The sequence below is a fragment of the Corynebacterium antarcticum genome (assembly GCF_016595285.2).
In the GTDB taxonomy this organism is placed as follows: domain Bacteria; phylum Actinomycetota; class Actinomycetes; order Mycobacteriales; family Mycobacteriaceae; genus Corynebacterium; species Corynebacterium antarcticum.
Genome location: NZ_JAENIP020000001.1, coordinates 109663 through 130877 on the forward strand (window position 1 = coordinate 109663; position 21215 = coordinate 130877).

20 protein-coding genes and 1 pseudogene are annotated in these 21215 nt (G+C 67.8%); 6 read left to right on the top strand and 15 right to left on the bottom strand.

The window, feature by feature from the left end:
• Nucleotides 1-6: 6 nt before the first annotated feature.
• A complete protein-coding gene (locus tag JIM95_RS00455; RefSeq protein ID WP_200257498.1) occupies nucleotides 7-2001 on the bottom strand; it encodes a thioredoxin domain-containing protein in 1995 nt (664 codons plus the stop codon).
• Nucleotides 2002-2233: 232 nt separating this feature from the next.
• On the opposite strand from JIM95_RS00455, the gene JIM95_RS00460 reads away from it, so the two are divergent.
• The 3 genes from JIM95_RS00460 (at nucleotide 2234) to JIM95_RS00470 (ending at nucleotide 5096) form a co-directional block, all read left to right on the top strand.
• Nucleotides 2234-2953, top strand: a complete 720-nt coding sequence (locus JIM95_RS00460; protein WP_200257500.1) for an ATP-binding cassette domain-containing protein — start codon at nucleotides 2234-2236, stop codon at nucleotides 2951-2953.
• 44 nt (nucleotides 2954-2997) lie between these two features.
• The gene (locus JIM95_RS00465) at nucleotides 2998-4131 is read left to right on the top strand and encodes a SufD family Fe-S cluster assembly protein (RefSeq protein ID WP_200257502.1); all 1134 of its coding nucleotides are present in this window, start codon (nucleotides 2998-3000) and stop codon (nucleotides 4129-4131) included.
• A 104-nt stretch (nucleotides 4132-4235) separates the two neighbouring features.
• Complete coding sequence (locus JIM95_RS00470; RefSeq protein ID WP_200257503.1) at nucleotides 4236-5096, top strand: RecB family exonuclease; 861 nt, start codon at nucleotides 4236-4238, stop codon at nucleotides 5094-5096.
• Here JIM95_RS00470 and JIM95_RS00475 read toward each other — a convergent pair whose 3' ends face one another.
• The 12 genes and pseudogenes from JIM95_RS00475 to JIM95_RS00530 form a co-directional block, all read right to left on the bottom strand.
• Nucleotides 5097-5753, bottom strand: a complete 657-nt coding sequence (locus JIM95_RS00475; protein ID WP_200257505.1) for a response regulator — start codon at nucleotides 5751-5753, stop codon at nucleotides 5097-5099.
• Nucleotides 5728-6969 (bottom strand): sensor histidine kinase, encoded by a 1242-nt coding sequence (locus JIM95_RS00480; RefSeq protein ID WP_200257506.1) that lies wholly within the window; start codon nucleotides 6967-6969, stop codon nucleotides 5728-5730. Before JIM95_RS00480 ends, JIM95_RS00475 begins: the two co-directional genes overlap by 26 nt.
• A gap of 2 nt (nucleotides 6970-6971) precedes the next feature.
• Nucleotides 6972-7805, bottom strand: coding sequence for a hypothetical protein (locus JIM95_RS00485; protein WP_200257507.1), 834 nt, complete (start codon nucleotides 7803-7805; stop codon nucleotides 6972-6974).
• The gene (locus JIM95_RS00490) at nucleotides 7802-8503 is read right to left on the bottom strand and encodes an ABC transporter ATP-binding protein (RefSeq protein WP_200257511.1); all 702 of its coding nucleotides are present in this window, start codon (nucleotides 8501-8503) and stop codon (nucleotides 7802-7804) included. Before JIM95_RS00490 ends, JIM95_RS00485 begins: the two co-directional genes overlap by 4 nt.
• 112 nt (nucleotides 8504-8615) lie before the next feature.
• A pseudogene (locus tag JIM95_RS00495) lies at nucleotides 8616-9912 on the bottom strand (anaerobic C4-dicarboxylate transporter).
• 173 nt (nucleotides 9913-10085) lie between these two features.
• Nucleotides 10086-11663 (bottom strand): aspartate ammonia-lyase, encoded by a 1578-nt coding sequence (gene aspA, locus JIM95_RS00500; protein ID WP_200257513.1) that lies wholly within the window; start codon nucleotides 11661-11663, stop codon nucleotides 10086-10088.
• Nucleotides 11664-12057: 394 nt separating this feature from the next.
• On the bottom strand, nucleotides 12058-12903 hold the full coding sequence (hisG, locus tag JIM95_RS00505) for an ATP phosphoribosyltransferase (protein WP_200257515.1): 846 nt from the start codon (nucleotides 12901-12903) through the stop codon (nucleotides 12058-12060).
• A gap of 54 nt (nucleotides 12904-12957) precedes the next feature.
• Nucleotides 12958-13230: a phosphoribosyl-ATP diphosphatase gene (locus tag JIM95_RS00510; protein WP_200257517.1), complete on the bottom strand. Its 273-nt coding sequence runs from the start codon at nucleotides 13228-13230 to the stop codon at nucleotides 12958-12960.
• Entirely contained in the window at nucleotides 13227-13991 is a 765-nt protein-coding gene (locus JIM95_RS00515) for an HAD family hydrolase (protein ID WP_248231514.1), read from the bottom strand. The genes JIM95_RS00510 and JIM95_RS00515 overlap by 4 nt, the downstream gene beginning before the upstream one ends.
• Nucleotides 13992-14008: 17 nt before the next feature.
• Nucleotides 14009-14416, bottom strand: a complete 408-nt coding sequence (locus tag JIM95_RS00520; RefSeq protein ID WP_200257519.1) for a hypothetical protein — start codon at nucleotides 14414-14416, stop codon at nucleotides 14009-14011.
• Nucleotides 14417-14484: 68 nt separating this feature from the next.
• Complete coding sequence (gene mshC, locus JIM95_RS00525) at nucleotides 14485-15750, bottom strand: cysteine--1-D-myo-inosityl 2-amino-2-deoxy-alpha-D-glucopyranoside ligase (protein ID WP_200257521.1); 1266 nt, start codon at nucleotides 15748-15750, stop codon at nucleotides 14485-14487.
• A 69-nt stretch (nucleotides 15751-15819) separates the two neighbouring features.
• Nucleotides 15820-16644: an undecaprenyl-diphosphate phosphatase gene (locus JIM95_RS00530; protein ID WP_200257774.1), complete on the bottom strand. Its 825-nt coding sequence runs from the start codon at nucleotides 16642-16644 to the stop codon at nucleotides 15820-15822.
• 184 nt (nucleotides 16645-16828) lie between these two features.
• Between JIM95_RS00530 and JIM95_RS00535 the strand changes: the two genes are divergently transcribed.
• The 3 genes from JIM95_RS00535 (at nucleotide 16829) to JIM95_RS00545 (ending at nucleotide 20164) form a co-directional block, all read left to right on the top strand.
• Nucleotides 16829-17767: an aldo/keto reductase gene (locus JIM95_RS00535; RefSeq protein ID WP_248702924.1), complete on the top strand. Its 939-nt coding sequence runs from the start codon at nucleotides 16829-16831 to the stop codon at nucleotides 17765-17767.
• A 93-nt stretch (nucleotides 17768-17860) separates the two neighbouring features.
• Nucleotides 17861-18958, top strand: a complete 1098-nt coding sequence (locus JIM95_RS00540; RefSeq protein ID WP_200257526.1) for an NHL repeat-containing protein — start codon at nucleotides 17861-17863, stop codon at nucleotides 18956-18958.
• Nucleotides 18959-19054: 96 nt separating this feature from the next.
• Entirely contained in the window at nucleotides 19055-20164 is a 1110-nt protein-coding gene (locus tag JIM95_RS00545; RefSeq protein ID WP_267164531.1) for a quinone-dependent dihydroorotate dehydrogenase, read from the top strand.
• Here the strand turns inward: JIM95_RS00545 and JIM95_RS00550 are convergent.
• Nucleotides 20161-20571, bottom strand: coding sequence for a hypothetical protein (locus JIM95_RS00550; RefSeq protein WP_200257528.1), 411 nt, complete (start codon nucleotides 20569-20571; stop codon nucleotides 20161-20163). The two genes, JIM95_RS00545 and JIM95_RS00550, sit on opposite strands and share 4 nt — an antisense overlap.
• Before the next feature lie 71 nt (nucleotides 20572-20642).
• Nucleotides 20643-21182, bottom strand: coding sequence for a YbhB/YbcL family Raf kinase inhibitor-like protein (locus JIM95_RS00555; protein WP_200257530.1), 540 nt, complete (start codon nucleotides 21180-21182; stop codon nucleotides 20643-20645).
• Nucleotides 21183-21215: the final 33 nt, after the last annotated feature.

Here is a 21215-nt window from a genome sequence, read left to right on the forward strand (position 1 = left end):
CAACCATCACAGGGGAACGACCCGGCCACAGGCCCCGTCGCGGCAGATCTGAACGGCCGGACCGTCACCGGGCTCCGGGCCCTCGACCTCGAAGCAGCCACTGCCCGCACCGAGGATGACCGCGGCAGAGTCGAGTTGCGGGCGCAGTCGCCCGAGGGCGTCCGGCGCCGGGTGGGTGACCACTGCACGCGTCGGACCCGCGGCCGCGATCTCGCCCAGGCAGAGCCAGCCACCCGCCTGCAGTGGACGTGCACCGGCCACCTCCCCGTGCACCGCGAGGATCTCCCGGGCCCGGTCCGCCCAACGGTCGGCGGTGTCCGTGTCCCCGGTGGCGCCGACGACGGCCGCCCCGGTGAGGAAGGCTTCGCCGGCCACCGCGACACCGGCGGGGACCGCCGTGTCGAAGGGGTCACGGGCGCGGAGTCCGAGCACCGGTATCGCCGTTCCACTGTCGAAGTAGGTGCCCGGATTGTCTGGATCGGCGTGCCGGTCCTCGATCTGTCCCAGCGCATCCCGGAGGATGCGGAGACAGTCGGTCGTGGTGTCCGTATCGCCGGTGCAGGACGCCGCTGCTGCGGTGCGTGCTGCGGCGACGCCGAGCCACGCCAGGTCGGCGAGCGACGCGTGGCTGCCGTTCCGGAACCGCAGGAGGACGCCGTCGGGTGCCCGGTGCAGGCGGTCGAGAGCCCGGAGTGCGTCCGTGGCCGAGCCGCGAACCGCGGAGACGTTCTGTCCCGACAGGAGGTCGGCGGCCTCCGTGAGGGCGGTCACGACCATCGCGGTTCCCGCGGTGGTGGCGGTCTCATCCCGCCCCGGCTGCGGGTCCCGGTCCCGGGCCTCGGCGAGGCGATCCCGGATCCACAGGAACCGTCCTAGGTCCTCCGGGTCGCGGCGCAGACCCGGAACTGAACCACCCGCCTCGGCGTCGGCCTCGTCGATCCCGAGTACGGAACAGATCCAGTCCACGTCCGCCTCGGCCCCCGGCCCGAGCGCGGTGGACACACGCTCCCGCGTGTAGCGGTAGGTCGCCCCCTCCACTCCTTCGGTGTCCGCGTCGAGTGACGTGGCGAACAGCCCGTCTTCGCGGCGGAGCCGGGAACAGAGGAACTCTGCGGTCTGCCGCGCCGCCCGGGCCGCGAGCGGGTCACCGGTCGCGTGCGCGTGCGCCGACAGGGAACGAAGGAGCAGGGCGTTGTCGTCGAGCATCTTCTCGAAGTGGGGCGTCCGCCATGCCGCATCCACCGTGTAGCGGGCGAATCCCCCGCCGATCTGATCGAAGATCCCACCGCGGACCATGGACTCGACGGTCCTACCGACCAGGGCGTGCACACGGTCATTCCCGGTCCGCTCCGCCCGCCTGGTGAGTCCGAGGAGGGTGGCGGAGGGCGGGAACTTCGGGGCACCACCGAATCCGCCGTGCACCGGATCCTCCGCGTCCCGGAGCGCGGACGTCACCCGGTCGAAGATCCCGTCGACGGTGGGGACCGGGCGCACGGGTGCGGAGTGCAGCTCCATCATCCCGCGGACCTTCTCCCCCATGTCGACGACCTCGCCACGCCGGTTGCGCCAGGTTTCGTCCACGGCCCGGATGAGGCGCGGGAGACCGGGGCGCCCCGGTCGGTCCTCCGGTGGTACGTAGGTGTCGGCGTAGAACGGCCGCCCCGTCGGATCGGTGAACACGGTCATCGGCCACCCACCGTGACCGGACAACGCGATGGTGGCCTGCATGTAGAGCGCGTCCACGTCCGGGCACTGCTCCCGGTCGACCTTCACGCACACCGCGTGCTCATTGAGCAGTTCCGCTATCACCGGATCGGAGAAGGACTCGCGGGCCATCACGTGGCACCAGTGGCACGCGGCGTAGCCGATCGACACGAGGACCGGCACGTCGCGTCGAGCCGCTTCGGCGAAGGCCTCGGGGCCGAACGGCCACCAGTCGACGGGATCGCCGGCGTGCTGGAGGAGATACGTGCTGTCGCTGCCGCGGAGTCTGTTGACCATTCCCCCATTGTGCCCGGCACCCGGATCGCCGCCGCCCAACGAGTACCCCCGGATCGGGTGTTCCGAGTCGATCGTGATGCCTGTTTCGCCAGTTGAGGACGCATGACACAGGTCACCCTATCCCTACTCTGAATGCCGTTCACATTTCGCCGTACACTGGAGTTGAAGTACCAGCTCCCCGCAGGTCGGAGCCCGCGGGGAGGACCGACCACGCCAGGGAGAAGGATCGCCAATGGACACCACCACCCCGTTGCTCGCACTGGACGATGTCACCGTCGCCGTCGATGACATCACCGTCTGTCACAACATCACCCTCACCGTGAACCACGGCGAGAACCACGTCCTGATCGGCGCGAACGGATCGGGTAAATCCTCCCTCCTCAACGCCGTGATGGGTACGGGACCGTTCCGGGTCACCGGTGGGCGGATACTCCTCAACGGACAGGACATCACGGAGCTCCCGGTCGATGAGCGGGCCCGTGCCGGCCTCGGTCTCGCGGTGCAGCACCCCCCGAAGCTCCACGGGATCACGGTGGAGAAACTCGCGCAGGCCATCCGCGCGGGAGACCGTCTGCCCTCGGCGGCCGAGAGCCTGGATCTCTCGCAGTTCCTCGACCGGGACGTGCACTGCGGATTCTCCGGTGGTGAGATGCGCCGCTTCGAGATGCTCAAACTCCACCTCCAGCGGCCCACGATGTGTCTGCTCGATGAACCGGAGTCGGGGGTCGATCTTGAACACGTCTCGGTCGTGGGACGGGCACTCGCCGAGCTGCTGCAGACCCCGTGTCCAGACGGTTCCGCACGGAGCGCCCTCGTCGTCACCCACACCGGGTTCATCCTCGACCACCTCGATTCCCCCATCGCGCACCTGATGAGCGCCGGACGCCTGACCGACAGCGGGGACGCCCGCGACATGCTCGCCCGCGTCCGCACCGACGGCTGGGCAGCCTGACCCGGCACCGTTCACACTCCGACAACACTTAAGGACTGATCCCGATGACATCCACTGTTCCAGCCGTCACCCCGGTTCCCGGACTCGGTAGCGGAAGCGTGACCCCGGGGCTCCTCGCGGACCTCGGTTGGCACGACGAGGACTCCTGCGCGGCGACCTCGTTGATGGTCGACCACCACTTCGAACGCATCGTCACCCACGACGGGCAGGTGGAGATCATGCCGTTGTCCGATGCCGTGGTCACGTACCCGTGGGTGCAGCAGCTCATGTTCTCACTCGTCGATCCACTCGAGGACGATGTCCTGAGGCGGGCGTTCGAGTCTCAGGACCGGCCCCTGGGCACGTTCATGTGGGTCCATGACGGCGCGGTCCTCGATGCACCGCTGCAGAGCTTCTCGTTCATGACCGTCCCCCAGGAACGTCAGTTCGTCCACGACCTGACGGTCATCGGCGCCGGTGCCCGGGTCGATCATGTCAGCGGTTCCGGTGTCACGCCGAAGATGACCCACGGGCGTCACGTGTCGGTCTCCGAGACCTTCATCGGCGAGGGGGCGCGGCTCCGTTCGCTCGATGTCGAACGCTGGGGACCGCAGATGGACGTCCACTCCTGGTCCGGGACGCGGATCGCCCGCGATGCGGTGAACAGTTCGGTGTCGGTGGCGGTCTCCGGACTGCGCAACCATGTGTCCCACTCCGTCGTCGAACTCGACGACGGAGCCACCGACACGAGCCACTCGGTCGTGTTCGCGCCGGTCGGGACCCACCGCGAGATGGCCACCGAGATCCGGTTGCAGGGTGCGGGGTCCCGTGCCGAGCAGGTCTCCCGGATGGTGTCCGACGGGGGTGAGGTGTCCAACGACACCACGCTCGTCGGAATCGGCCGCGGGTGCTCCGGGTTCCTCGAGTGTGACGGGCTCATGCTCCGGGACACCGGATACATCGATTCCGTCCCCGCGTTGAGGGCACGGGTCGATGAGGCGCAGCTCAGCCACGAGGCGTCCGTGGGAATGATCGACGGAGACCGGCTCGACTATCTCATGGCACTCGGTCTGGACGAGGACACCGCCAGGGACCTCATCGTCCGTGGCTTCCTCGATCTCACAGAGCAGTCCGTACCCGATTCGCTCCGCGCCACCGTCGAGGGGCTCGTCACCGCTGCGCGCGAGGCTGAACTGTAGGGGCCGCGAACCTGTGCACCGGAGGCGGTGGGAAGTCCGCGGTGCACAACACACCGCCCGTCCGTGGCGATCACCGACCGGGACGGGCGGTAACGTGGTGTTCCATGACCTCACCGGCAACGACCAGTCCGTCCACCCGGCCCCGCCCCCTCGCACTGTCCCCCTCTCGAGCGAACGACTACCAGCAGTGCCCGCTGCTCTACCGTCTGCGCGCCATCGACCGCATCCCCGAACCGAAGACGGTCGCGCAGGTCAAGGGGACACTCGTCCACGACGTCCTCGAGCAGATGCACAAGTGGGAGCCTGAGCAGCGCACCTACCCGGCGGCCGTCAAACGCCTCAGACCCACCTGGGCTGCGATGTGCGCGGCCGACGAGGAGCTCGACGAGCTCGTCCCGGAAGAGGCCCGGTACGACTTCCTCGTCGAGTGCCGTTCCCTGCTGCGCGGCTACTTCGAGATGGAGAATCCCCGGGGTTTCACCGCGAAGGCGTGCGAGATGTACGTGGAGTCCGTCCTCCCGAACGGGGTACCGGTCCGCGGGTTCATCGACCGCGTCGACGAGGCCTCCGACGGACGCATCAGGGTCGTCGACTACAAGACAGGCAAGAAACCGATACCGCGGTTCAGTCAGCAGGCCACGTTCCAGATGAGGTTCTACGCCCTGGTCTACTGGCGGCTGCACCGGGTTCTCCCGGCGCAGCTGAGACTCATGTACCTCAAGGTCACCGACTCGATGTTCCTCACGCCGTCCGTCGAGGAACTCGAGTACTTCGAACGTGATCTCGGAGAGCTGTGGGCGAAGATCGAGGCGGACGGGCGCAGCGGAAACTTCCGCCCGAAGACCTCCAAACTCTGCGGCTGGTGCTCCCATCAGGCACTGTGCCCCGCCTTCGGCGGCACACCCCCCGAGTACCCGGGCTGGCCCGGCAGCACCGCGGACGCCCGTACCTCCGACGACTCCTGATCAGCTGTCGACCAGCCCCGAACGGAACGCCCAGATCACGAGTTGGACCCGCCCCCTCGCCCCGGTCTTGGCCATGACGTTGGACAGGTGCGTCTTCACCGTCGACGGCTCGAGATACAGGGTCGCCGCGATGCCGTTGTTGCTCTGTCCCCGGCACAGTTCACGGACGCAGTCGACCTCACGCGGGGTCAGCGGGACCGTGAGAGGCCCGGGGCCGGGCGCGGACCTGGTGCGTCGGTTCGCGAATTCCCCGATGACCCGCCTGGTCAACGGGGCGTCGAGGAGCCCCTCACCACGTGCCGCCCGCCGGACCCCCGCGACCAGGACATCCATGGGGCTGTCCTTGAGCACGACGCCACAGGCCCCGGACTCGAGTGCCCCGAACACGTACTCGTCATGGTCGAAGGTGGTCACCACCAGTACCGCGGGTGTCGGTTCGGCGAGCGCCGTGATCTCCCGAGTCGCCCACAATCCGTCCCCGTCCGGCATCCGGATGTCCATGCACACCACATCGGGCCGGAGGGCCCGCGCCTGGGTGAGCGCCGCGCCACCGGACGCGGCCTCACCGACGACCTCGATGTCCCCGGCGGCGGAGAGGATCGTGGTCAGTCCCGTGCGGATGAGTGCCTCGTCATCGGCGATGACGACCCTGATCACGACACCTCCCCCAGTCGAGTTCGACGATCCACCCGTCCGCGTCCCGGTCGTTGCGCAGACGTGCACCGATCGCCGCGGCACGTTCCGACATGCCGATGCTCCCCGTTCCCGGAGGTGCGTCGACGAAATGCCCCCACGTCCGTACGCTCAACCGCCGCTCCGTCATTTCCACGGTGACGGCACACCCCGGGGCGTGCCGCCTGGCGTTGGTCAGCGCCTCCTGCAGCACACGGTGGATCGCCCTCCGGGCGGCCCCCGAGGGCAGCAGTTCGTCGGACACCAGTGTCGCGGTGATGTCCGTGCCGGCCCTCCGACCCGCGTCGATCAGCGCGGCAGCGGTGAGGTCCCCGGTACCGCCCGGGAGATCGCCGGCACCGTCCTGTCCACCGGCGTTGGCGCGCAGATGCCCGACGGTCTCCCGGACATCGTCGAGTGCGGCCGAGGCGCTCGAGGAGATCCGGCGCAGTATCGCCGCGGCCGCGACCGGGTCGGTGTCGATGACCGCGCGCGCCGCGGTCGCCTGGACCGCGATGGCGGACAGGTGGTGGGCGGTGGTGTCGTGCAACTCCCGGGCGATACGGGTCCGTTCCTCGGCTGCGGCGGCTTCGGCGAGGGCCGCGCGGCGACTGTCGGTCAGCTCGGCACGCTCCCGGAGGATCTCCGTGTACATGTCCCGGCGCCGGAGAATGTAGGCGGACACCGCCACGAGTGTGCCCGTGACCACGGCACCCGCCACGGAAACCGCGGTGAGTGCGGCTCCGCCCGGGACAGGCGGGGCGGTGATGATCCGTACGGTGAGGGTGATCAGGAACGCCGCCGAACCGTTGATCAGACTGCGCCGGTCGAGGTCCCTCTCCCGGAACAGAGTGTAGAGAGCGACGGGAAGAGCGACGGAGTTCGCTCTGGCGGCGTCGGGTTCCAGCATCGCGAACAGGACACCGACGGCTATGTCCAGGGCGCCGCACGCCCATAACACACCCACCGGCCGCCGTCGGCGGAACAGCAGAACAATCCCCTGACCCGCGAACGACAGCGCGACCAGTGTCCCCAACCCGGCGGACGGCACCGTCAGCGGGATCCCGAGTGCCGCGGACTGGGACGCCATCACCACCCCGGCGAGGCCGATGGTGGTCGCCACCGCGGCGACGAGAACGTCGGTGCGCGTGACGGGGACGGTCGTGTGTGCGTGGTGTGGGCCCGGATTCGTGTCGGTCATGGTTACCGGAGATTGTATCGGTGGAACCTGACCACGCCGAGACCCGCGGCGAGGGCCGTCCATCCCAGGACGATGCCCATGCCCGCCAGGGAAGGGAAATCTCCGGTCGGATCCGACAGCCCGATCGCCATCCTCGCCGACTGCAGTGGAAGCCAGCCGAACACCCGGGTTCCCTGTCCCGTCAGAGCCGCTACAGCGGAGACGAGGAACTCGATCACGGCGATCGCCGCGATCGCCGCCGCCGTCCGGCCGAGACTGCGGAGAATCAGGCCGAGTCCCGCGCACGACACCGCCACCAGCGTCAGCACCGCGATCCCCCGCACCTGGAGCAGAAGGAGGTCAGGGACACCGACGGCGAGATCCACGCCGTGGAGCATCATTGCCACCACCGATACCGGCCAGCACAGAAGTGCGCCGATGACGGCGGGCGCGGCGGCGACGATAGCCGAGGTGCACAGAATCGATGTGCTGACCCGGGTCCGCGACGAGTCGACTACCTGCCAGCAGACCGCTCCGTACCGGATCGCCGTGGTCCCGATGAGAACACCGCTGATGATGACGGTGAGCTGCGGCAGGGTGAGTACGTCCGAGCTGGTCGACGCGAAGACATCGAAGGCGCCACGCTGGAGCTGATCCGACCCCGGACTGGCCGCCTCCAGTGCCGCGGCGACCCGTTCATCCTGGGCCGCCGCACCCAGATCGATGTGGGCGAGCAGCACCGGCAGCGCCCAGGTCGCCGCACAGCTGAAGACGATGGCGATGAGGGTGAGCACGCAGGATGCCCGCACCGGCGTCAGTTTCGTCGCGGTGTAGAGCTGTGCACGCAGGGTGTTCATCGGGCTTCTCCTCCGGTCAGCGCGAAGAACGCGTCGTCGAGGCTCCCGCTCGTGGTTCCGGACGTCATTTCCTCGAGGGGGCCGGAGAACCGCAGCGTGCCGCCGGCGATGACGGCGACGTCGTCGGTCATGGCGGCGGCCTCAGCGAGGTGGTGGGTCGTCGTGAGAACCGCGACACCCTGCCGGGCGAGGCCGCGCAGCAGGGTACCGAGCCATCTGATGCCCTCCGGGTCGAGCCCCGCCGAAGGTTCGTCGAGGACCACGAGCTGCGGATCCCCCACCAGTGCCGCGGCCAGGGCCGTACGACGTTTCATCCCCATCGAGCACCTCCCGATCTTCATCGCCGCCGCCCCGGACATTCCCACGGTGTCGATGAGGTCGTCCACGCACCCGGTCGGGACTCCGGCGGACAGCGCCCGCGCGGTGACGTGCTGGCGGACGGTGAGTCCGGGGATGAGGCCGCCGTCGTCGAGCAGGACGTTCGTGCGATCCGGGCGTTGGCACTCGCCCGCATGCCTGCGGACGAGACCGAGGCCCGCACGCAACGTCGTCGTCTTACCTGCGCCGTTGGGGCCGAGCACACACGTGACCCGCCCCGGTGCGGCGCTCAGGTTCATGTCCCGGACGACCCGGTCCGCGCCGTAGCGCACCTCAAGGCCCCGTATCTGGAATTCGTTGTCTGTCCGTGTCGTGGTCATACCCTGACGTTAGGGAACACCCACCGGCCACCACCTCCACCGCACAGGGGAAATCGGTTCCTCCCCCAAAAGGCGGACCCGGTGGGTCCGCACCCCGGGACCGGCCCCGGGATCAGAGGATGACCGAACCGAAGAGGAACCCCAGTGCCACCGCCAGCGCGATGCAGAGCGTCCCCGGGAGGAGGAACGGGTGGTTGAATACGTATCTGCCGATTCTCGTCGATCCGGTGTCGTCCATCTCCACGGCGGCGAGCAGTGTCGGGTAGGTCGGCAGGATGAACAGCGCGCTGACGGCGGCGAAGGACGCGACCGCGGTGAGCGGAGGGGCACCGATGGCGAGTGCTGCAGGCATCAGCGTCCTGGTCGTGGCCGCCTGGAGTAGAGCAGGGCGCAGGCGAAGAAGAGGACCACCGCGAGCAGCCAGGGGGTTCGGGAGAGGATGTCCCCTGAAGCCTGTCGGATGCTGTCGAGACGGGCGTTGATCAGGGTCGTACCGAGCCAGGCGACGCCCATGACGCACACACAGGCCGACATACCCGCGCGGAACACCTGGGTGCCCGGGATCTCGTCCGCCGGAATCCGGCACAGCACGACGACCGCCGTCGCACAGGCGAGCATGAGGGACATGATCGCCTCATTCCTCGGCAGCGTGGGTTCGGTGACGAGTCCGACCTGATCGGAGATGGCGGTCGCGTAGGTGACGACGAGGACGATCGCCGTCAGAAAGAGCCACACGGAGCGTTTCGCCGCGGGGGCGCCTCCTTCGCAGCCCTCGCTTCGGGTGCCTTGATCAGGCCCTTCTCGAGGCGCTCACGGTAGGTGGGGTCCTTGTCCGGATCGACGGCCAGTCGGTTGGCGACGAACGCGGTCGGGAACACGGCGAGGAACGTCGACGGGATCACGACGGCGAGCAACTGGAGATACCCGATCCCGTGCGGCTCGAGGATCGATGCGAAGAAAACGACGGCCGCGGAGATCGGTGAGGCGGTGATCGCCATCTGGGACGCCACGACGGCGACCGACAACGGACGCGAGGGGCGCTCCTTCGCGACCTCCGCGATGAGCGGGAGCGTTGAGAAGGCTGTGTGTCCGGTGCCCGCCGGGAGCGTCATGGTGTAGGTGACCACGGGCGCGAGATAGGTGACGTACCTGGGATTCCTGCGCAGTAGTTTCTCCGCCAGTACGACCAACCAGTCCAATCTCCCGGCACGTTGCATGGCGGCGATGGCGGCGACGACGGACATGATGATGCCGATGACGTCGAAGGGGATGTCGGCGAAGGCGAACTCAATACCGGTGAGTCCGAGCAGCAGCACGTAGAGCCCACCGGCGAGACCGATTCCTATGGAACCTAGTCGTGCCCCCAGTATGACAGCGGCCGCGACGATGATGATCTGCAGTGCGAGAATCACGACCTGTGCTCCTGGTGGATTGTCGCCGATCGTCCGGCGGGACGTCTTAAAACTCCATTAAACATACCTTTGGGGCCGTCGATGAACGGTGCTCCGCGGACCTTCACCGGAACATCGGAAAGCCCCCGCCGGAATGGCGGGGGTGGGTGTCCGATACCGTGGCGCGGGTCCTAACGATCGAGGTGGAGCTGCCCCCGGAACACCGGATGCATGAGGTTCTCCTTGCTGAGCACCTGATCCAGGGTCTCGGCGTCCATGAGCCCCTTCTCGAGGACGAGTTCCCGCACGGATCTACCGGTCTCGGCGGCCTCCTTACCAATAAGATCACCATTATGGTGGCCGATGAACGGGTTGAGGTAGGTCACGATTCCGATCGAGTTGTCGACGTACGCCCGGCAGACGTCCTCATTCGCCGTGATGCCCTCGACGCACTTGGTGCGAAGCGTCTCCACGGCGTTCCGGAGAATCCGGATCGACTGGAAGAGGGACTCACCGATCACCGGCTCCATCACGTTGAGCTGGAGCTGGCCCGCCTCCGCGGCCATGGTGACGGTGATGTCGTTGCCGAAGACCTTGAAGCACACCTGGTTGCAGACCTCGGGGATCACCGGATTGACCTTGGCCGGCATGATCGACGAACCTGCCTGCCGCGCGGGGAGGTTGATCTCGTTCAACCCCGCCCGGGGCCCGGAGGACAGCAGCCGCAGATCGTTGCAGATCTTCGACAGCTTCATCGCGGCCCGCTTCACCGCGCCGTGGGCGTGGACGTAGGCGCCGCAGTCACTCGTGGCCTCGATGAGATCCTTGGCGGATTTCATCTCCAGGCCGGTGACCTCGGAGAGCGAGGCGGTGACCTGGTGCCGGTAACCGGCCGGCGTGTTGACGCCCGTGCCGATCGCCGTCGCCCCCAGATTGATCTCCAGCAGTCGCTCGGCGGCGTCCCGCAGAACGACCCTCTCCTCGGCCAGATTGTGGGCGAAGGCGGCGAACTCCTCCCCCAGCGTCATCGGTACCGCATCCTGGAGCTGGGTCCTGCCCATCTTCAGGATGTCCATGAACTCATGTCCCTTCGAGGCGAACGCCGCCTGGAGTTCATCGAGTTCCTCGATCAGGTCATTCAGTGCGTAGTGGACGCCGAGCCGGAAACCCGTGGGATAGGCGTCGTTCGTCGACTGGCTCATGTTGACGTCATCGTTCGGGTTGATGATGTCGTAGGAGCCCTTCGGTTCACCCATGTACTCGAGGGCGAGATTCGCGATGACCTCGTTGGTGTTCATGTTCAGACTGGTTCCCGCACCGCCCTGGAAGACATCCAGAGGGAACTGGTCCATCGCCCGCCCCTCCACCAGGATCTGGTCGCAGGCCCAGACTATGGCATCGCACTTGTCCGCGGGCAGGGTGTGCAGCCTCCTGTTCGCGAGGGCGCACGCCTTCTTGACCTGGACCATCCCGCGGATGAACTCGGGAACGTCATTGACGGTGGTCCGGGAGATCCGGAAGTTCTCCATCGCCCGGACGGTGTGCACGCCGTAGTACGCCTCATCGGGTATCTCGAGTTCCCCGAGCAGATCGACCTCGGTACGGGTACCGGCGCCCGTGCGACCGGCTCGGGCACCGGAGTTGTCGGGGACTTTGCGGGCGGCAGCCTCCGGTTCCGGGGTGGGAGCCGTATTCTCCGCGGATACCGCGGAATCATCCTCCTTTCCGGTCTTCCGGGTGCCTGATTTGCGCTTTGATGACTTGGCCATCGTCGTGCCACCTCTCTACTGGACAGGATCCTGGTGCGGCAGGAGCCGCTCAGGTCCCCAGCATAATGACGTTCCGGTACGTCCGTCCGTCGGCCGCCCCGCCTGCTCACGGAGCGCGGCGGCCGGCGGCGCGGAAATGGAATGGAGCCCCCGTTACTGCACTGCAACGCGCCGCACCCGTGCACGGAGGTGGCAGGGGAACGGGAACGGGATCAACGCGCATCCGGAATCCGGCCACCCCCATCCCGGTGAGGCTTCATCATTTCCTTCAGATCGGGTCGGCGGTTCCGACGGGGGCGCCCGTCCGATTCGGGTGGATGTATCGGACAGCGAAAACCCCCGCACCGTCAGCAGCTGATGCGGGGGTTCGTACGACACCCGGTTCTTCCGGGGGTCAGAGCCTGGCGATCCGGATCTCCGAGGCGAGGATCGCCTGTGCACCGAGCTCGGCGAGCTCGTCCATCACGTCGTTGGCGTTGTTCCGCGGGATCATCGCACGAACGGCGACCCAGTCCTCCAGTGCCAGCGGGGACACGGTCGGCCCGGAGATACCGGGGGTGATCTCGGTGGAGGCGTCCAGGAGGGAACGGGGCACGTTGTAGTCCAGCATGAGGTAGTTCTGCGCGTGGAGAATGCCCTCGATACGGCGGAGCAGCACACGCTGTTCCGGCGTGACCTCCTCACCGGCACGTCCGACGATGACCGCCTCCGATGAGACCAGGGGGTCCCCGAACGGCTCGAGGCCCTGTTTACGTAGCGTCCGGCCGGTGGAGACGACATCGGCGATCACGTCGGCGACTCCGAGGCGGATGGAGATCTCGACGGCCCCGTCGAGGCGGATCACCTCGGCGGACTGCCCGCGGGTCGCGAGATCCTCACGGACGAGATTCGGGTAGGAGGTGGCGATCCGCTTGCCGTCGAGGTCATCGACCGACCAGGTCTCCCCCGCGGGAGCCGCATAGCGGAAGGTGGAACTCCCGAAGCCCAGGGGGAGGACCTCCTGGACGTCGGCGAGTGAATCCGCCGCCAGATCCCGACCCGTGATTCCGAGGTCGAGCTGACCGTTCGCGACGTAGATCGCGATGTCCTTGGGCCGGAGGAAGAAGAACTCGACGTTGTTCGCGCGGTCGGTGACGGTGAGCGCCTTGCTGTCCCCACGGCCGGTGTATCCGGCCTCGGAGAGGATCTCGACGGCGGATTCGGACAGTGAGCCCTTGTTCGGTACAGCTACTTTGAGCATGGTTTTCCCGGGAATCCTTCAGGGGTGGGTGGTGGACGGTGTGAGGTTGCGGGGTCAGAGATGTTTGTAGACGTCCTCGGGTTTGAGGCCCCTGGCGACCATCACGACCTGGGTCCAGTACATCAGCTGCGAGATCTCCTCGGCGAGTTCCTCGTCCGACTGGTACTCGGCGGCCATCCACACCTCCGCGGCCTCCTCGACGATCTTCTTCCCCTGGGCGTGGATACCCGCGTCGAGGGCCACCACGGTTCCCGAGCCTTCGGGGCGTTCGGCGGCACGGGAGAGCAGTTCTGCATGGAGGGAGTCGAAGTCTTTCACGCCGATCATTCTTGCACATCCAGCCCGCCGCATGGCGCAGGGGTGGGGGTGACGGACCGGAAGAGCGCGTCGATCGCGGCAACATCGACGCCCCGGAAATCAGCCCCGGTGAGTCCGGGGTCACCGGTCAGTTCCCCGAGCGTGGGAACATCCGGTGGTCCGTCCCCGGCGGGTCCGGGAACCCCGACCACGCGGCACCCCGCGTCGCGTGCGGCGGTCATGCCCGTCGGGGAGTCCTCGAAGACCAGACACTGCCCGGGTGACACTCCGGCGCGGTTCGCCACCTCCCGGTAGATGTCCGGGGCGGGCTTGCCCCGCGGCACCTCGTCACCGCAGACTGTGTCGGCGAAGTAGTCACGCCCGACGGCCGTGATCGCGAGGTCCGCGAGCTCGCGGGGCGTGTTGGTCGCGACGTACATGGCGGTGCCCCGGGCGCGGAGCCCGTCGAGGATGTCCCGGACACCGGGATTGAGCGTGAGGCGTTCGGAGAACAGTTCGGCGACCCGGTCGAAGAGAATCCTCCGGTACCGGTCGCGGGCGGCGGCGGCCGGGGTGATGCCGGCGTGCTCGGCGCACACCCGGAACGTGTTGTCGAATGTCCCGCCCATCGTCGCGGCGTGTTTCTCCACGGTCAGCCGGCGGCCCATTCGCTCACTCATCTCGTAGGTCGCGATCGCCCACAGGGGCTCGGTGTCGGTGAGTGTGCCGTCCATGTCCCAGATGACGGCGGCGGGAGAATTGTCCGCCGCGGGCGGATTCGGGTTGGTCACGGTGGGTCCCCCCTCCCCTAGTCGAATGCGGGAAGCTCGAAACCGTCCTCGGCTTCCTCCGTCTCGGGCGGGGTGAAGCCGGTAGCCGTGACCGCCCCGGTGATCAGCGAGTTCAGCTCCTCGAACTCCTCGGGTTCGATGACGGCGTCGCCGTGGTGGGCGTTGAATGTCTCCACCGCGGTGATGAAGCGGGTGATCACCGCGGTCACCGCGTCCGCGTCCGGGGGGTCCGGAAGGCGGTCGAGTTCGTTGAGGAATCCGTCGATGATCCGGCGTAGCTCCGGGAGTACCGCGGGGTCGAAGGGCTGCTCCCAGAACTCCTTCTCGTCCTTGCCGAGATAGGAACCGGTCGCGAAGGTCTCGAGGTCGTCGATGAACTCATCGACGACAGGGCTGAACTGCTGGCTGATGGGCGTGGAAGTCATGCCCCCATTGTGTACCAGTCGCGCCGTCCGGGTCGGCCCGACCCTCCGGCCCGTTGCGTCCGGGCCGGTCAGTGTGTTGCGGGCAGGAGCCGGACCCCCATCAGGGAATCGAGGGCGCGGGAAACCAGGTCTCCGGCGCCGGTGGGCCCCTCGGTGGCGTGGCGTCCGGACAGGGTCGTCGCCGCCCATGAATCCACCGAAAACAGGGCCCGGGGCGTGTCCAGGTCGTCCGCCAGCGCCACGCGGACCTGTTGGACGACATCCTCGGCGGCGGCGGTGTCGGTGGCCACGGTCGCGGCGGATCGCCACCGGGAGAGCCGGTTTTCGGCATCCGCGAGAACCTGCTCCGACCAGTCGCGGTCACTCCGGTAACCGCCGGCGAAGACCCCGAGCCGGATCGCCTCCGGCTCATGACCCGCCGCGGTGAGCCTGTGCACGAAGACGAGGTTGCCCAGGGATTTACTCATCTTCGTTCCCTCGAGCCCGATCATTCCGCTGTGCACGTAATGTCCGGCCATCCGCTCCGAACCGGTGGCGGCCTCGACGTGCGCGGCACTGTACTCGTGGTGCGGGAAGATCAGGTCGGTGCCGCCACCCTGGACCGCGAAGTGGGAACCGAGCCGGTTCACCGCGATCGCGGCACACTCGATGTGCCAACCGGGTCGTCCCGCGCCGAAGGGGGCCTCCCAGGCGGGCTCGCCCGGGCGCGCGGCACGCCAGATGAGGGCGTCCATCGGATCCCGCTTCCCGGGCCGGTCCGGATCTCCGCCACGCTCGGTGAAGTACCTCATCATGGTGGAACGGTCGTAGTTCGACTCGTAGCCGAAATGCGGGGTCGCGTCGAGCGAGGCGTAGATGTCCGGGTACTCGTCGTCCAGGGCGTACGCGCTTCCGTTGTCCAGCAGGGTGGAGACGAGATCGATCACCTCGTCGACGATGTCGGTGACCGCGATGAAGTCCGTCGGCGGGATCACGCGGAGGGTGGTCATGTCGGATCGGAACAGGTCCGTCTGTTCGGTCCCGAGTTTCCGCCAGTCGACGTTGTCGCGGGTGGCGCGCTCGAACAGTGGGTCGTCGACGTCGGTGACGTTCTGCACGTACCGGACCGCGTGGCCGTTGTCCCTGAGCTGACGGTTGACCAGGTCGAAGGTCAGATAGGTGGCCGCGTGTCCGAGATGGGTCGAGTCGTAGGGGGTGATGCCGCAGACGTAGATGCCCGCGGTCTCACCGGTGACTGCGACCGGGCGGACCACCCCGTCCGCGGTGTCGAACAGTTTCAGGGGTACTGCGGTTCCCCCGATGACGGGGACCTCGGGTTCGGGCCAGGAATGCATGGGGACAACTCTAGCGCGGGTTACGGAGGCCGAGGGATGCGCCCCCTGCACCCGGGAGAACCCGGTCGATCACGCCTGGAGGACACCTGCCGCGAGCAGTCCCATGACGACGATTCCCACCGGGATCCGGTAGGCGGCGAACCAGGAGAAGGAATGCGTCGAGACGAACTTCAGCAGCCAGGCGATGGACGCGTAGCCGACCACGAAGGCGATACCGGTTCCGACCGCGAGTTGTGCGCCGGAGGCCGCCTGACCGGCCTCCGGCGCGAAGGCGTCCGGCAGCGAGAACAGCCCGGAGGCCAGAACCGCCGGAATGGCCAGCAGGAAGGAGAATCGGGCCGCGACCTCTCTGTCGAGCCCGAGGAACAGGCCCGCGGAGATCGTGCCGCCGGACCGGGACACGCCGGGGATCAACGCCAGGCACTGCGCGAAACCCATGATCACTGCGTCCCGGAGGGTCAGGTCACCGAAGGAACGCCTCTTGTTCCCCCACTTCTCGGCCGCGATGAACACGAAGCTGAAGAGCACGAGCATCGCGGCCGTGATCCACAGGTTCCGCAGGTTGTCCCGGATCAGGTCCTTACCGAGGTAGCCGATGATCCCGACCGGCAGGGTACCGATGATGACCATCCAGCCCATCCGGTAGTCGAGCCCCCGTCTGGACCTGTCGGCGAGTCCCCTGAACCAGCCGGTGGCGATCCGCCAGATGTCCCTGGCGAAGTAGACCAGCACGGCGGCCTCGGTGCCGAGTTGGACGACGGCGGTGAAGGACGCACCGGCGTCCTGGCCGAAGAGCAGCGAACTCACGATCCGGAGGTGCCCGGAGGAGCTCACCGGGAGAAACTCCGTCAACCCCTGCACCACGGAGAGCACGACGGTCTGTGTCCAGCTCATCTGGTCCGCCGCGGCGTCGGTGGCCCCGGCCGCGTGCAGGGGGCGCAGCACTTCGGCTGCGTTCCGGAGCGGGGATTCCGCGGCGGACAGGGACACCTGGGGACGGCCGGGCATCATGCCGGCGAGGAAACTCATCAGACTCACGCACCACACCGTACTCCGTGCGACCGCTAGGGTGGTGCCCGTGAGAGAGAATACGGCGGGTACGAGCGGACTACGGGTCTCGGAACTGGGCCTGGGGGTGTCAACCTGGGGGGACGCGACTCCGGCGGAGGACACCGGGGCGATCCTCCGGGCATTCATCGACGCGGGCGGGACGCTGATCGACACGTCCCCGGCCTACGCCGACGGCGTCGCGGAGAAACTGCTCGGTGACCTCCTGCGCCGTCGTACGGTCGATCGTGGTCAGGTCGTTCTCTCCTCTTCGTCCGGGGTCGACCCCACCCTTCCCCTCGGCCGAAGGGTCGACTGCTCCAGGCGGGCCCTGATGGCCCAACTCGACCGCAGCCTTTCGACCCTGGGAACAGACCATGTCGACGTGTGGAGCGTCGGGTTCTGGGATCCCCGAACCCCGCCGGAGGAGGTCGCCGAAACACTGGACTGGGCTGTGCGTACCGGCCGTTCCCGCTACGCCGGCGTCCGCGGATACTCCGGTTGGCAGCTGGCCGTCACCCACGCGGTGTGCGGTCACCGTACGATCATCGCCGCACAAGCCGGATACAGTCTTCTCGACCGGCGTTCCGAGGAGGAACTCATCCCGGCCGCCGAACATCTCGGGGTCGGTTTCTTCGCCGCCGCCCCGCTCGCCCAGGGTGTGCTCACGGGCAAGTACCGGCAGCGTATTCCCGCCGGTTCCCGGGGGGCGTCACCGAAACACGACGCGGAGGTCCAGGGCTTGCTGGTACCGAGGAGCGCGACCGTCGTCGAGGCACTGTGCACCGCCGCGGACGGGCTCGATATCTCGCCGGCCGCGGCGGCCATAGCCTGGCTCCGGGAACGCGGTGCCGTCACCTCCGCGGTGGTGGGCGTACGGACCGTGGCCCAACTGGATGAGGTCCTCGAGGGACTCACGGCCGGCCTGCCGCGGGCGATCAGGGACGCGCTCGACGAGGTCTCACTCTGATCCCCGACCGCCCGAAGGTGGGTGCTGAACTGGTGTTTCCTGCGTCACCCCGGGAACGGTGGCGCGCCCGGAGGCTCTGGTAACGTCCCCAGTGTGTCTACCCCACGTCCTGTCCTGATCGCGGTGCTCGCCGCCGCAGCCGTCACGGCCACGGCCTGCAACAGCGCCCCGTCCCCCGTCGACGAATCCGCACTCCCACAGCTCACCGAGGCGAAGATCGCGGATTCACCGCCCGCCGACAACCCGGACGGACGGACCTTCCGGGTACCCGGTGCCCTCGCGGAGTCGGAGCTCACGGATCTCGCCGTCGCGGACGGTGACGTACTCGCTGTCCGGGCCGGGGAGCATCTCGGGATCGGCACCGCGGAGCAACTCGCGACCGGCGACTACACCGATGTCGATGTCGCGGCCGGTTGTGGACCTCTGTCGGTGCGGGACACGAGGTTCGTCCTCGCGTGCCCCGACGGGGATGGCGGAGGCGTCATCCGTCTGTACGACGCCGCCTCCCCTGGTTCCCCGGAGGACATCCGGGTGCCGGTACCGGTCACCACCGCCGCGTTGACCGGCGACGGGAGGATCCTGGCGGGCGCGTCCGGAGCGGGCGAGGTACTGGTGGTCTCCCCCGGTGAATCCGGCGTATCCCGGACCGATGCCACGATCGACATCAAGGACTCCGTGGACCAGCTCATCGCGGTCCCCGTGTCGGACGAATCCGACCGCGCGGTCGTCATCGACCGCGGGAACACCGTGATCAGCGGCGTCGACTGGACCAACTCGAAACCGGGGGCAGCGCTGCGCGCCGGCCTGGGCGTGGGACGGATGAGCGCGGGCGAACCCGGCACCGGGGTGGTGTTCGCCTCCGACACCCGGGGCGGACAGCTGCTGGTCTACACCGTGAGCCCCGTCATCATGCTGCACCAGATGGCGACCGCGGGAGCCAGTCCCTGGGCACTGACCTGGGACAGTCCTGATCAGGTCGTGTGGGTCTCGGATACCGCGAACAACGAGATCACGGCGTATTCCGTGGCCGAGGGAGTGCCCGTGGCCGTCGGGTCACTCCGTTCCACCGCTGATGTCCGGGGGCTCGGGATGACCGCCTCCGGGGACCTCATCGCCGTCGGTTCCGACGGAATCCAGGTCGTCGACTCCGCCGCCCGCCACGATGCTCTCGACGTCTCCGGCACCGCCTGAACGGCCCACCGACCGTCGTAGGATGGTCCCCGGGGTGCACCGCACCCGCCCCATGATCGTCCCCCCATTCCGACCCACCGAGCCTGAGGATCAACCTTGTCCGATCTACCGTCACGCCCCCTGTACAACCTCGCGCTGAGGGCGATGTTCACCCTTCCCCCCGAGCGCATCCACAACTACATCATGAACGGACTCCAGGTGCTCCACGGAATGGGCCGCACCAACCGGTTGCTCGGGAAGGCCCTCGGAGTTTCTGACCCGGTACTCCGGCAGGAGGTCTTCGGCGTGGAGTTCCCCCAGCCGCTGGGCCTCGCCGCCGGTTTCGACAAGAACGCCTCCTGCGCCGACGCCTGGGGGGCCCTCGGGTTCGGGTACGCCGAGCTCGGTACCGTGACGGCCTCTCCGCAGGCGGGCAATCCCCAGCCCCGGCTGTTCCGTCTCCGGTCGGACCGCGCGATCCTCAACCGGATGGGTTTCAACAATCACGGTGCCGCTGCAGTCGCCCGGAACCTGCACCGGCGCAGGCTCGATGACGTCATCGGCATCAACATCGGCAAGACGAAGGTCGTTCCCGCCGAGGAGGCGGTGGAGGACTACCGGACTTCGGCGAAGATGCTCGGACGACTCGCGGACTATCTGGTGGTCAACGTCTCATCCCCCAACACGCCGGGACTCCGGGACCTTCAGGCCGTGGAGTCGCTCCACCCGATACTGCAGGCCGTCATGGAGGTCGCCGATACCCCGGTCCTGGTGAAGATCGCGCCGGATCTCAGCGACGGGGACATTGACGCGGTGGCCGATCTCGCCGTGGAGCTCGGGCTCGCGGGGATTGTCGCCACGAACACGACCATCTCCCGGAAGGGGCTGGTCACCGATGCCGCGAAGGTCGAGAAGATGGGTGCGGGCGGTGTCTCCGGCCCCCCGGTGGCCGCGCGGTCGCTGGAAGTACTGCGCAGGCTGCACGAGCGGGTCGGCGGGAAGCTGGTTCTCGTCAGTGCGGGAGGCATCGAGACCGCCGAGCAGGCGTGGGAACGGATCACCGCGGGTGCGGCGTTGCTCCAGGGCTACACCGGCTTCATCTACGGCGGACCCTGGTGGATCCGGGACATCCACAGGGGTGTGGCGGCCCAGATCCACGCCCACGGTCTCGACAACATCGCGGACGCGGTCGGTAGCGGCCTGCCCTGGATCGACGAACGCGCCTAGCCGGCGGGGATCATCTGGCGCTTGATGATCAGCCCCGCAAGCAGGGAGACGATCGCGTAGGAGGGGAGCCAGTACTGCCCCATCACCATGAAGGTGGCGTTGGGCAGTACCCGGCTCAGGACGATGAGGGTCAGGGCGACACCGAGTGTGACCACCCGCCCCATCGTGACGTACTGGGTCCGACCCGAGGTCGCGGAGCCACCGATGATGATGGCGGCGACGCAGATCAGCAGGAAGCGCGTGGTCACGTGGAACGGCGCCATCCAGCCGTTGAGGACGACCTCGAGGAACGTCCACAGTGCGAGCACGATGGCCAGTGCGATGAACGCACCACCCACGCGCAGGGCCGGGGGAACCGCTTTGACCGGCTGCGGTTCAGGATTGTCGCCGGAAGTTCTTTTCGTCATAACGACTCCCGACTCTAGCCGGTGCAGCGGAGTTGACCTCAACCGGAGTCAGCCCCGTGGTGGGGTGATGGTCAGGGGTTCTCGTGCCAACCCCAGAGAATCGCGCGGCCGATGCTGTGGAAGTAGAGGTTGAAACCTAGGACCGTCGGGGACGCGTCCGCCGGGACATCCAGCTCCTCGACATCCACGGCGTGCACCGCGAACAGGTAGCGGTGCGGGCCGTGCCCCTCCGGCGGCTGCGGTCCGTAGTAGCCGCGGGTACCACTGTCCCCCACCAGGCTGAGGGCACCTTCGACGCCCTCCACGGTCTCACCACCTGCACCGGTCGCGAGTTCGGTGACGGATGCGGGGATGTTCAGCACCGCCCAGTGCCAGAAACCCGCGGCGGTGGGCGCGTCGGGATCGAAGCAGGTCACCGCGATTGATTTGGTGCCCTCCGGGAGTCCCGACCAGGCGAGGTGCGGGGAGACATCGTTGCCCCCGAGGTGCTTCTCGGCGAAGGTGCCACCGTTGTCGAGGTCGTCGGAGCGCAGGTCGAACGACGGGAGGTCCTTCAGCGGGGCGTAGGGGTCTGGTCCGGGGAAACGGGGATCATCTGCGTAAGAGTTCATGCCCCAGTTCTAACAGAATCCACCCGGCGATGT